The 12,483-nt window shown below is 72.6% G+C and carries 9 protein-coding genes; 8 read left to right on the forward strand and 1 reads right to left on the reverse strand.

Features of this window, described 5'->3' with window-relative positions:
• Nucleotide 1: 1 nt before the first annotated feature.
• Nucleotides 2-520: an amino-acid N-acetyltransferase gene (locus F9C11_RS22820; protein ID WP_037355697.1), complete on the reverse strand. Its 519-nt coding sequence runs from the start codon at nt 518-520 to the stop codon at nt 2-4.
• 157 nt (nt 521-677) lie between these two features.
• On the opposite strand from F9C11_RS22820, the gene F9C11_RS22825 reads away from it, so the two are divergent.
• From F9C11_RS22825 to pspM, 8 genes are all read left to right on the forward strand, one after another.
• Nucleotides 678-2,726 carry an acyltransferase family protein gene (locus tag F9C11_RS22825; protein ID WP_409179389.1) on the forward strand — a complete coding sequence of 683 codons (2,049 nt, stop codon included), beginning with the start codon at nt 678-680 and terminating at the stop codon, nt 2,724-2,726.
• A gap of 119 nt (nt 2,727-2,845) precedes the next feature.
• Entirely contained in the window at nt 2,846-7,090 is a 4,245-nt protein-coding gene (locus F9C11_RS22830; protein WP_409179390.1) for an AAA family ATPase, read from the forward strand.
• A gap of 102 nt (nt 7,091-7,192) precedes the next feature.
• Nucleotides 7,193-8,641 carry a 30S ribosomal protein S12 methylthiotransferase RimO gene (gene rimO / locus F9C11_RS22835; RefSeq protein WP_409179391.1) on the forward strand — a complete coding sequence of 483 codons (1,449 nt, stop codon included), beginning with the start codon at nt 7,193-7,195 and terminating at the stop codon, nt 8,639-8,641.
• Nucleotides 8,638-9,285, forward strand: coding sequence for a CDP-diacylglycerol--glycerol-3-phosphate 3-phosphatidyltransferase (gene pgsA / locus F9C11_RS22840; RefSeq protein WP_409179392.1), 648 nt, complete (start codon nt 8,638-8,640; stop codon nt 9,283-9,285). Before rimO ends, pgsA begins: the two co-directional genes overlap by 4 nt.
• Nucleotides 9,285-9,749 (forward strand): CinA family protein, encoded by a 465-nt coding sequence (locus F9C11_RS22845; RefSeq protein ID WP_409179393.1) that lies wholly within the window; start codon nt 9,285-9,287, stop codon nt 9,747-9,749. The genes pgsA and F9C11_RS22845 overlap by 1 nt, the downstream gene beginning before the upstream one ends.
• A 100-nt stretch (nt 9,750-9,849) precedes the next feature.
• On the forward strand, nt 9,850-10,299 hold the full coding sequence (locus tag F9C11_RS22850; RefSeq protein ID WP_409179394.1) for a helix-turn-helix domain-containing protein: 450 nt from the start codon (nt 9,850-9,852) through the stop codon (nt 10,297-10,299).
• A 240-nt stretch (nt 10,300-10,539) separates the two neighbouring features.
• Entirely contained in the window at nt 10,540-11,397 is an 858-nt protein-coding gene (locus F9C11_RS22855; protein ID WP_409179395.1) for a PspA/IM30 family protein, read from the forward strand.
• 36 nt (nt 11,398-11,433) lie between these two features.
• The gene (pspM, locus tag F9C11_RS22860) at nt 11,434-12,426 is read left to right on the forward strand and encodes a phage shock envelope stress response protein PspM (RefSeq protein ID WP_409179396.1); all 993 of its coding nucleotides are present in this window, start codon (nt 11,434-11,436) and stop codon (nt 12,424-12,426) included.
• The last annotated feature ends 57 nt before the right edge of the window (nt 12,427-12,483 follow it).

Genomic DNA, 12,483 nt, shown 5'->3' on the forward strand with positions numbered 1-12,483 from the left:
CTCAGAACTCGAGCAGCATCCGCGAGTTCCCGAGCGTGTTCGGCTTGACGTAGGGCAGGTCGAGGAACTCCGCCACGCCCGGGTCGAGCGAGCGCCGCATCTCCTCGTACACCTCCTGCGACACCGGGGCGCCGTCGATCTCGACGAACCCGTGCCCGGCGAAGAACGACGTCTCGAAGGTCAGCACGAACAGCCGTTTCAGCCCCAGCTCGCGGGCCTCCTCGACGAGCCTGCCGACCAGCGCGCGGCCGATCCCGCGGCCGCGCGCGGCTTTGTCGACCACCACGGTGCGCAGTTCGCCGATGTCCTCCCACAGCACGTGCAGCGCGGCGGCGCCCAGCACGTCCTCGGCGCCGTCCCGCTCGTCGGTCGCGACCCAGAACTCCTGCACCGCCTCGTAGAGCGTGACCAGATCTTTTTCGAGCAGCACGCGGCCGGCGTCGGAATCGACGAGGGCCTTGATCTTGCGGACGTCGGCGATCCGCGCGCGGCGGACGGACGGAGGGCGGGAGTCGGGCACCTGGTCAAGATAACTACCGCGAGCACCGGCGCCGCCGAGCGGCTCCGTCGGGGGACCCCGGATGCGTGACGGCGCGGCCCGTCACGTATAGCTAGTGAGCGCACATGACCAGTAGTCGGCGCCCGCGGCCGGCTACCGGCCCTCGGGAGGAACCTGGATGTCCGGCACCACCGTGGCCGCCCCGCAGCGGCCTGGCCGGCCTTCCGCCGGGCCGGGCGCGCAGGCCCGGTTCCGGCCCGAGCTGCAGGGCGTGCGGGCGCTGGCCTCGGTGCTGGTCGTCGTCTACCACGTGTGGTTCGACCGGATCTCCGGCGGCGTCGACGTGTTCTTCCTCGTCTCCGGGTTCCTGATCACCGGCCAGCTCTGCCGGGCCCTGCTGCGCGGCCGGATCGACCTGCGCGCGACCTGGGGCCGGATGATCAAACGGCTCTTCCCGGCCGCGATGACCGTGCTGCTGGCCGTCGTGGTCGTCTCGCAGCTGCTGCTCCCGCAGGACCGCTGGTTCCAGACCATCCGCGAGGTCGTCGCGTCCGCGCTGTTCTACGAGAACTGGCAGCTCGCGGCCGATTCGGTGGACTACTTCGCCCAGCACAACAGCGCGAGCCTGGTGCAGCATTTCTGGTCGCTGTCCATCCAGGGCCAGTTCTACGTGCTGTGGCCGCTGCTGTTCGCCGGCCTCGGCCTGCTCGTGCGCCGGCTCGGCTGGTCGCTGCGGCGCACGGTGACCCTGCTGCTGGCCGTGCTGTTCGCCGCGTCGCTCGCGTACTCGGTGTACCTCACCGCGGCCGACCAGCCGCTGGCCTACTTCCACGGCCTGACCCGGGTGTGGGAGTTCGCGCTCGGCGGCCTGCTGGCGATGTTCCTCGACCAGGTCACGCTGCCGCGGGCGCTGCGCGTCGTCCTCGGCTGGGCCGGCGTCGCCGGGCTGGTGCTGTGCGGCGTCCTGCTCGAGGTCGACAGCGTGTTCCCGGGCTGGATCGCGCTGTGGCCGACCGTCTCGGCGGCCCTCGTGCTGGTGGCCGGGCAGACCGGCAGCGCGCTCGGCGCGGACCGCTGGCTCAGCTCGAAGTTCCTCGGCTACGTCGGCAACCTCAGCTTCTCGCTTTATCTGTGGCACTGGCCGGTGCTGGTGTTCTACCTGATCGTCCGCGACCGGCCGGCGGTCGGCCTGCTCGGCGGAGCGTTCGTGGTCGGCGTGTCGTTCCTGCTCTCGGTCCTGACCTACCACCTGATCGAGAATCCGGTCCGGTTGTCGAAGATCGGCACCGCGAAACGGTGGGGCGCCTACCGGTTCGGCGTGCTCGCGCTGGCCCCGGTGCTCGTCACGAGCGGCGTCTGGCAGGGCGTGAGCAGCGCGCGGGCGAACTACGAGATCGCCATCGGGGACCCGGACCATCCGGGCGCGGTCGCGCACGCGCAGGGCTTCGTCTACCGCGGCGGGCCGTCGCCGCCGATCGTGCCGCCGACGGTGAAGCTCGCCGACGACTGGGCCCGCATCGCGCCGGACCAGTGCTCGAAGTCGCCCCGCGACAAGGAGCTGGAGATCTGCACGGAGGGCCCGGAAGGCCCGCCCGCCAAGCGGATCGTGCTCGTCGGCGATTCGCACATCCAGCAGTACCTCGCCGCGTTCCGGCCCGCGGTCGTCTCCGACGGCTGGCAGGTCACCACCATGCTCAAGGGCGCGTGCCCGTATTCGTCCGGCTCCGAGCTGATGCCGGGCGACAAGAACTGCCTCGACTGGAACAAGGCGGCCACCGACGAACTGCTCGACACGCGCCCGGACGCCGTCGTCATGCTCGGCACGGTCAACGCCAAACCGGGGCCGAACGAGTCGACGCCGAAGGGCTTCGTCGACGTCTGGTCGGCTCTGGACGAGGCGGGCATCCCGGTCGTGGCCGTGCGCGACAACCCGCGCTACGCGTTCAACATGGCCAGCTGCGTCGCGCAGAAGAGCCCGACCGACCTGGCGTGTTCGGTGCCGCGCGCCTCGGCGGTGGCCCCGACGCCGTCGTGGGAGCAGGTGGACGACATCCCGGGCAACGTGACGTTCTTGGACTTCACCGACTACTACTGCGACCAGAAACGCTGCCGCGCGGTCGTCGGGAACGTGCTGGTCTACATGGACGACAACCATCCGTCGGCGACCTTCACCACCACCCTCGCGCCGATCGCGGTCAAACAGCTCAAGCACGCCCTGCGGTGGTGACCGCGGGGGAGCGGCGAACGGGCGAGTTCGGCGACTAGCCGTCGCGGAGCGTCCCGGGTTGGGCACAATGGGGCGGCGGCGGGCTCGCCGCACGGGCACCTGAGGGGGAGCTGGTTTTTTTGACGCGCGCAGGGTGGGACGCATTCCAGGCCGCACAGTCCGAGGCGGCGGCGGGCCGGACGGCCGCGCTGACCGGCCCGGACGGCGCCGGATGGCTGCTCGTCCCCGGCCAGGCGTGGCAGCGGAGGCTGCCGGACGGGAGCTGGCAGTACACGCAGCCGCCCGCGGATCCCGGATACCGGGCCGCCGCCCGGCTCGTGCCGCCGCCCGGGGCTCCGGCGCCGGGGTACGGCGCGCCGCAGCAGTACCCCGGCGGCCAGCCGGGCTACCCGGGCAACGGCGGAGGACCCCGGCAGCCGTATCCCGGCCCGCCGAGCGCCCCGGGCGGATTCGCCGGACCGCAAGGGAATCCCGGCGGCTACCCGGGACCGCAGGGCGGTTATCCCGGACCGCAGGGCAACCCCGGACCGCAGGGCAACCCCGGGCCGCAGGGCAATCCCGGACCGCAGGGCAATCCCGGACCGCAGGGCAATCCCGGGCCGCAGGGCAGCCCCGGATACGCCGGACCCCCTGCGCCGCAAGGCAATCCGGGCGGCTACCCCGGCCCGCCGTCCGCTCCGCAGGGCTACCGGCCTCCCCAGCCCGGCTACCCGCCCGCACCGCAGAGCGGCCCGTGGTCCGGGCAAGTCCCGGCGCAGCCGCCGCCCGCCGCGCCCGCGCCCGCGGGACCGCCGCCGCTGCCCGCTCCCGCACCGCCGGCGCCGGCGAGCGCCCCGGCGCCGCAGATCCGGGTGGAGAACCTGGGCCAGGCCGGGATGTTCGTCTCCGGAGCCGAGCCGGTCTCCGAGTTCGTCACGCGCGCCACCCGCGTGGTCGCCTGGGCGGACGCGACCCGGCACGGCACCGCGAACGGCCCCGGCGAACCGCCGCCGCCCGAACCGGAACGGCCGGGTTCGGACGGCTCCGGGAACAACGTGCTGGGCGACATGGCGCGGCACAGCCGGTCGGTCACGCTCGACCTGCTGGCCGCGGGCAACCGGATGTGGCAGCGCAAGGAGCAGGCCCGCTACGAAAAGGCCTACGAGGAGTGGCAGAAGGCCTACGCCGAATGGGAGAAGCGCGAAGCGGCCCGGACGACCGCGGGCACCAAGCAGCCGAACCCGTTCATCCTGCTGGTGGGGGAGGCGAACACCGGCCAGCGCCGGTTCGCCCGCGCGCTGAAGGCGTCGCTGACCGAGGCCGAGGTCGGGTTCGACAACGCCGAGTTCTTCGACTGCGCCGCGCTGATCGCCGAGTACGGCGACGACCCGGTCGAGCGCTCGGTGCCCGCGACGATCAACGAGATCGAAAACGGCGGCTCCGCGCTGATGCTCGCCGAGCGGGTCGACGCGCTCTTCGAGAAGGACGTCGCGGGCACCGTCCGGCTGCTGCGCAGGTACGCGCGCGACCAGGACAGCTGCCGCCTGATCATCCTGGACGGCACCGAAAAGGTGCTCGAACAGCTCAGCACCGAGGCCCCGGACCTGGTGCAGAACATGCTGCAGTACCGGCTGCCGCGGTTCGACCGGCCCGCCGAAGCGGCCGCGCTGCTCGACGTCCTCGCCCGGGAACGCTCGTTCGGCCTGCCCGCCGACGTGCGCGACCGGCTCGCCGCGCTCGCCGGCGAACCCAGCGCCCGCACCGTGGAGACCCTGCTGGACGCGGCGTCGCGGCAGGCGATCAGCCGGGGCGCGCTGCCGGGCGCCCGGATCGAGATCGGCCACGCGGACATCGAGCCGCTGGTCGCCGCGGCCGGCCGGCGCGGCGGATCCTCGATCGAGGAACTGCTCGCCGAACTGGACGGGATGATCGGCCTCGCCGCGGTCAAGGAGCGGGTCCGTTCGCTGACCGCGGAGATGACGATCGACGCGCGCCGCCGGGAAGCGGGCATGAAGGTCGCGGTGCGCAGCAGGCACCTGCTGCTGACCGGGAATCCGGGCACCGCGAAGACGACGGTCGCCCGGCTGCTCGGCAAGATCTACCGGGCGCTGGGCGCGCTGCCCAAGGGCCACGTCGTCGAGGTGACCCGCACCGACCTGGTCGGCGAGTACCTCGGCGAGACCTCGGTGAAGACCCGCGCGGTCGTGCAGCGGGCCGTCGGCGGCGTGCTGTTCCTCGACGAGGCCTACAACCTCGTGAACGACAAGGACGACGACTTCGGCCGGGAAGCGGTCGCGGAACTGCTGGTGCAGATGGAAAACCACCGCGAGGACCTGGTGGTTTTCGCGGCCGGCTACCCCAAGGAGATGGACGCCTTCCTGGAGTCCAACTCCGGCCTGCGCTCGCGGTTCGCCGGGTCGATCGAATTCCCGGACTACTCCAACGACGAGCTGGCGCAGATCTTCCGCGTGATGGCGAAGGGACAGGGCTACGAGCTGTCCGCGGACCTGCTCGCGGCGCTTCCCGAAGCGGTGCGGCGGATCCCGCGCGGCCGCGGGTTCGCGAACGGCCGGTCCGCGCGCGTGCTGCTGGAAGCGACGATCGGCAAGCAGTCCACCCGGCTGACCACCGACGGCGGCGCGGACCTGGTCACGCTCGTGGCCGCCGACCTGCCGCAGCCCGGCGAATCCGGCGTGGGCGCGGTGGACGACTCGGGTCCGCGGCGCAGCCTGCCCGAGCTGCTGGCCGAACTGGACGCGATGATCGGGCTCGACTCGGTGAAGCAGCGCGTGCGGTCCATGGTGGACGAGATGGCCGTCGACGCGCGGCGCCGCGACGCGGGGATGAAGGTCGCCGTCCGCAGCCGCCACCTGCTCTTCACCGGCAATCCGGGCACGGCGAAGACGACCGTGTCGCGGCTGGTCGGGCAGATTTACCGCGAGCTGGGCGTGCTGCCGTCCGGGCACCTGGTCGAGGTCGGCCGCGGCGATCTGGTCGCCGAGTTCACCGGCCAGACCGCGCCGAAGACCCGCGAGGTGTGCGAGCGGGCCGCGGGCGGCGTGCTGTTCATCGACGAGGCGTACAACCTCGTGCGCGACGACAACGACGACTTCGGCAAGGAAGCCGTCACCGAACTGCTGGTGCAGATGGAGAACCACCGCGAGGACCTGGTGGTGTTCGTCGCGGGCTATCCCCAGCAAATGGACGAGTTCCTGGAGTCCAACCCGGGCCTGCGGTCGCGGTTCTCCGGCCGGATCGAGTTCCCGGACTACTCCAACGAGGAACTCGCCGGGATTTTCGCCGTGATGGCGAAGGGACAGGGCTACCAGCTGTCCGAGGACCTGCTCGCGGCCCTTCCCGAGGCGATCCGCCGCATCCCGCGCGGCCGCGGGTTCGCGAACGGCCGGTCCGCGCGCGGCCTGCTGGAAGCCGCGATCAGCAGGCAGTCCAGCCGGCTCGCCGCCGCCCCGGACACGCCGCCGGACCAGCTGGCCGTCCTGGTGGCCGCCGACCTGCCGGGCGAGGCCGGGGTCGCGGTCAGCGACGACGCCGGACCGCGCCGGGGACTGGACGACCTGCTGGCCGAACTCGACGGCATGATCGGCCTCGACGGGGTGAAGGAGCAGGTCCGCGCGCTGGTCGCGGAAACGCGGCTGGACGCGCGCCGCCGCAAGGCCGGGCTGCCGGTCGGCGCGCGCAGCAGGCACCTGGTGTTCACCGGGAACCCGGGCACCGCGAAGACGACCGTCGCGCGGCTGATGGGGCAGCTCTACCGCGAGCTGGGCGTGCTGCCGTCCGGGCACCTGGTCGAGGTCGCGCGGCCGGACCTGGTCGGCGAGTACATCGGCCAGACCGCGCCGAAGACCCGCGAGGTGTGCGAACGGGCGATCGGCGGGCTGCTGTTCGTCGACGAGGCCTACACGCTGGTCCAAGGCTCCGGCCCCGGCCCCGACTTCGGGGCCGAGGCGATCGCCGAATTGCTGGTGCAGATGGAAAACCACCGCGAGGACCTGATCGTGATCGCGGCGGGCTACCCGGCGGACATGGACCGCTTCCTCGACGCCAACGCGGGCCTGCGGTCCCGGTTCGGCGCGACGGTGCATTTCGCCGACTACGACAACGACCAGCTGGCCGCGATTTTCACCGCGATGGCGGGCAAACAGGGCTACCGCCTCGACGCGGCGCTCGCCGAAGCGCTGCCCGGGTTCATGGCCGGCCTCGACCGCGGACCGGGTTTCGCCAACGGCCGTTCGGCCCGCGGCCTGCTCGAACGCGCCATCAGGGCGCAGGCGATGCGGCTGGCCGGGCCGGACGTCGACCTGGAGGCGCTGGACGACGCGGAGCTGACCCTGCTGACGGTTCCGGACGTGTCCGCAGCCGAGTGACCCCCGCCGGGCGGGACTCCCGCCCGGCGGGGGAGGGCCGCTTCACCGCACTGGGCGACGCCGTCGCGGGGGCGCCCGGACGCGACGGCTACCCTGAACGTCGTGCCTTCTCCAGCCGCTGACTCCGCTCGCGCCCGCCGTGTCTCCCTCGTGACCTTGGGCTGCGCCCGCAACGAGGTCGATTCCGAGGAGCTGGCGGGCCGGCTGGCCGCGGGCGGCTGGGAACTGGCCGCCGAACCCGAGGACTCCGACGTCGTCGTGGTCAACACGTGCGGGTTCGTCGAATCGGCCAAAAAGGACTCGGTCGACACGCTGCTCGCCGCCGCCGACACCGGGCGCAAGGTCGTCGCGGTCGGCTGCATGGCCGAGCGCTACGGCAACGAACTCGCCGACAGCCTGCCCGAGGCCGACGCGGTGCTCGGCTTCGACCACTACGCCGACCTCTCCGCGCGGCTGGACGACGTGGTCGCCGGCCGCGCGATCGCCGCGCACACCCCGTCCGACCGGCGCAAGCTGCTGCCGATCAGCCCGGTGCAGCGGCCCGCCGCGACGGCCGGGGTCGAGGTGCCCGGGCACGCGCAGCACGGCTGGGGCCCGCGCGTCCTGCGCACGCGGCTCGACGATTCCCCGGTCGCCGCGCTGAAGATCGCCTCCGGCTGCGACCGGCGCTGCTCGTTCTGCGCGATCCCGTCGTTCCGCGGGTCGTTCGTGTCCCGCCAGCCGGACGAGATCGTCGCCGAGGCGGCCTGGCTCGCCGAGAACGGCGCGAAGGAACTGTTCCTGGTCAGCGAGAACTCGACGTCGTACGGCAAGGACTTCGGCCGCGACGGCACCCGCGCGCTCGAACTGCTGCTGCCGCGGCTGGCCGGGATCGACGGCATCGAGCGCGTCCGCGTCTCCTACCTGCAGCCCGCCGAAACCCGGCCGCAGCTGGTGAAGGCGATCGCGACCACGCCGGGCGTCGCGGACTATTTCGACCTGTCCTTCCAGCACTCCAGCGAGCAGGTGCTGCGCCGGATGCGCCGGTTCGGCTCCACCGATTCGTTCCTCGCGCTCACCGAGCAGATCCGCGAGCACTCGCCGGAGGCGGGCATCCGCACCAACGTGATCGTCGGCTTCCCCGGCGAGACCGAGGACGACCTGGCCGAGCTGGAGCGGTTCCTCACCGGGGCCCGGCTCGACGCGGTCGGCGTGTTCGGCTACTCCGACGAGGACGGCACCGAGGCCGAGACCTTCGACGGCAAGCTGGACCCGGCCGAGGTCGCCGAACGCGTCGCGCGCGTTTCGGCGCTGGTCGAGGAGCTGACCGCGCAGCGCGCCGAGGACCGGATCGGCACCTTCGTGGACGTCCTGGTCGAGCACGACGGCACCGACGGCGACGACGCGGTCGGCCGCGCCGCGCACCAGGCCCCCGAGGTCGACGGCGAATGCGTCATTCTCGAGGACGAGATCACCAAGCCGCTCGCGGTGGGCGACCTCGTCCGCTGCGAGGTCGTCGACTCGGCCGGCGTCGACCTGGTCGTCCGCCCGGCGCCGGACGCCGGCCGGTGAGTGCCGCGCCCAGCGGGGCGGGCGAGGGCGTGCCCCGCGCCGCGTCCGAGGGCGGGGACCGGCTGCCCGAGGCGACCGAGGTCCCGACGCTGAACCTGGCGAACCTGCTCACCATCTCGCGGCTCGTCCTGGTCCCGCTGTTCGTCGTCGCGCTGTTCACCGGCCACGGCGAGGACACCACCTGGCGCGCGATCGCCACCGGGCTGTTCGCCGTCGCCTCGGCCACCGACCAGGTCGACGGCTGGGTCGCCCGCCGCTACGGGCTCATCACCGACTTCGGCAAGATCGCCGACCCGATCGCGGACAAGGCGCTGATCGGCGCGGCCCTGGTCGGGCTCAGCGCGCTGGGGGAGCTGTCCTGGTGGGTCACCATCGTGATCGCGGTGCGCGAGATCGGCGTGACGCTGCTGCGGTTCTGGGTGATCCGGCACGGCGTGATCCCGGCCAGCCGCGGCGGCAAGGCGAAGACGATGGCGCAGATCGCCGCGATCGTGACCTACCTGCTGCCGCTGCCGGCCGGCGCGGACCCGGTGCGCTGGGCGCTGATGGGCCTCGCGGTGGCGCTGACGGTGCTGACCGGCGTCGACTACCTGGTCCGCGCGATCCGGCTGCGGGCCGCCGGCCGGCGCGCGATGGGCTCGTGATGACCGAAGCGCGCGAACTGGTCGCGGCCCTCACCCGCCGGGGGGAAACCGTGGCCGCGGCGGAGTCGCTGACAGCCGGTCTCGTCTGCGCCACGCTCGCCCAGGTGCCGGGCGCGAGCGCGGTGCTGCGCGGCGGTTTGGTGGTCTACGCCACAGAGCTGAAGGCCGCGCTCGCCGGGGTCGACGAAAAGCTGCTGGCCGAACACGGTGCGGTGCACCCGGAGGTCGCCGCGCAGCTGGCCAGGGGCGCGCGAGAGCGCTGCGGAGCGACTTGGGGGCTCGGCCTGACCGGCGTCGCCGGGCCGGATCCGCAGGACGGCGTGGCCCCGGGAACGGTGTACGTCGGGCTCAGCGGGCCGGGCGCGGACACGGTGCGTGAGCTGGCCGAGACCGGTGATCGGGACACGATCCGGACCGCGTCGGTGCGAGCCGCGTTCGCGCTGCTCGGGGAACAACTAGACTGAAAACGGCGTTCGCCCTTGGCGTACGCACGTGTCAAGTCCTGCACTCGGGGTACCGCTCTGGGTAACGTAGGAGGCACCAGTTCGGGAAGGGAGGCGCGTGATGACCGTGCTGTTGCGCGAGGCGATCGGTGATCGGCTCCGTCATGCCCGCACCAACCAGCGTCGGACGCTGCGTGACATCTCCCGCGCCGCCCGGGTGAGCCTCGGCTACCTGTCCGAGGTCGAACGCGGCCAGAAGGAAGCTTCCAGCGAGCTGCTGGCGTCCATCTGCGAGGCGCTGGAGCTGCCGCTGGGCGAGCTGCTGCACAAGGTCGCCGCGGACGTGTCGGCCCTCGACAAGGTCGAGGTCGCGCCCGTCGAAGAGGTGGAGACCGCTTCGCGGGAGACCGTGCCCGACCGGGGCGAGGCCGGGTTCGAAGGCGGCCGCCTGGTGTCGGAGCTGATCGGCGACGACCTCTCCGACCTGCGGCTTCAGCCCGCTCCGCGGATGAACACGACGCTGCGGACCACGATCGGCGCGCCGAAGCTCGCGTCCACGATCGCGGCGTAGCGCCCCGCTGTTTCGCTGTCCGGCCCCGGGGATCTCCCCGGGGCCGTCGGCGTGCGCGGGTTCGTTGGCGGGCGCCGGTCAGGGCTGACCCTGAATTCCCCCGGGGTCGCCTGGAACGGCGGAGGCCGACCTGACACGATGGAACCCGACGCCGGGGTCGGTACGTTGTGCGACTAGGGGAGCGACGCCCCGCCCCGAAGCAATCAGGGCCCGTGGGACGCAAGAAGGCAGGCGGAGGAGATGGCCAACCCGTTCGTGAAGTTCTGGAAGTACATGATGGCGGCGTTCTCGTCGAAGATCGACGAGCACGCCGACCCGAAGGTACAGATCCAGCAGGCCATCGAGGAGGCGCAGCGCAACCACCAGGCGCTGACGCAGCAGGCCGCCTCCGTGATCGGCAACCAGCGGCAGCTGGAGATGAAGCTCAACCGCCAGCTCGGCGAGGTCGAGAAGCTGCAGGCCTCGACGCGCCAGGCGCTGGTGCTGGCCGACGAGGCCCGCGGCAAGGGCGACGAAGCCAAGGCCGCGCAGTTCGAGACCGCGGCGGAGAGCTTCGCCGCGCAGCTCGTCACCGCCGAGCAGAGCATCGAAGACCTCAAGACGCTGCACGACCAGTCGCTGCAGGCGGCCACGCAGGCCAAGCAGGCGGTCGAGCGCAACGCGACGATGCTGCAGCAGAAGCTGGCCGAGCGCACCAAGCTGCTCTCGCAGCTGGAGCAGGCGAAGATGCAGGAGCAGGTCTCCGCCTCGCTGAACCAGATGAGCCAGCTGGCCGCGCCGGGCAACACGCCGTCGCTGGAAGAGGTCCGGGACAAGATCGAGAAGCGCTACACCACCGCGCTCGGCTCGGCCGAGCTGGCGCAGAACTCGGTGCAGGGCCGCATGATGGAGGTCCAGGAGTCGGCCACCCAGATGGCGGGCCACTCGCGGCTGGAGCAGATCCGCGCGTCGATGCGCGGCGATTCGGTCGCCCAGGTCACCGACGGCGGCGCGGGTGCGGGCGCGGGCGCGGCTGCGGCCAAGCCGGCCGCCTCGGGCGACATCCAGCGGGAGATCCAGGCCCGCGTCCAGGCGGAGCAGGGCAAGAACCCGGCCTGACCGGCCGGGCACGAGCGGCGCAGGGGGTAGCGGCGGATGACGAAGCGGCGGGACTTCAGCGAGTTCAACGCCAAGCTCGAGAAGCACATCGAGCGGCTGCCCGACTACGCCCAGCGCGCCCAGGAAAAACTGCAGCGGTACTTCCCGCCGGCCGACGAGGCCGGCGGGAAGCCGCAGCAGAACGGCCGGACCCAGCGCGGTCCGGTCTCCCCGCCGCCGGTGCCGCGCCGCCCGTCGGCCCCGGCCGCGTCCGCGGTGTTTTCGACAGTCGCCGGACAGGTGCCCGCGGTCGCCGAGGTCCGCGCGAAATGGCAGCGCTGGAACGAGCCCGGCGCGAAGCACCAGCGGCGCATCCGGCGCACCTCGCGCGTGCTGACGCTGTGGGTGCTGATCACGATCCTGCTCGGGATCCTCACCGTGCTCACCGCCACCGGCCTGCTCGGCGGAGCGGTGGCCGGCCCGGAGATCGGGCAGGCGGTGTTCTCCGGATTCGCGACGCTGGTGTTCGGCACGTTCAGCGTCCGCACCGCGCTGCGGTTGCGCGAGCTGAAGAAGCTCGAACTGCCCGCCGCGCCCAGCGGCCCGCCGCCGCTGCCCGCCGCCGGCTCGGCCGCGCGCGAGCCGATGGAGCGGCTGGCCGAATCGGAAGCCTCCTTGCGCGAACTCCTCCGGCAGCTGTCGGCGCCGACTTCGCTGGGCACCGCGGCGGTTCCGGAAGTCTCGGTCGCCGACGCCCGCGCGACGGCCGACGAGGCCGCCCGTGCGCTGCGCGGCCTGGCCGACCGGATCCAAGCGATCGAACGAGGCCGCAACTCCGCGCCGGAACGCGAACGTTCGGCGTTGCAGGCGGCGGTGGCGAAACTGCGCGAACAGCTCGACGACGGCATCGAGGGCTACGGCGGCCTGGTCGCCGCGGCCGGCCGCGCAGTGGCGGCGAGCAGCGACGGCCTGGGCACGTCGCGGGAAGCGCTGACCGACGCGACGGACCGGCTCGCGGGGTTGGCGTTGGCGTTGAGGGATCTGGGCTGAGCTGCTTTCGGGGGCTGGTGCGGGAGTGGTTGGCTGACGCTTGCGGGAAGCGCTGAC

It is taken from the genome of Amycolatopsis sp. VS8301801F10 (assembly GCF_046195355.1).
In the GTDB taxonomy this organism is placed as follows: Bacteria; Actinomycetota; Actinomycetes; order Mycobacteriales; family Pseudonocardiaceae; genus Amycolatopsis.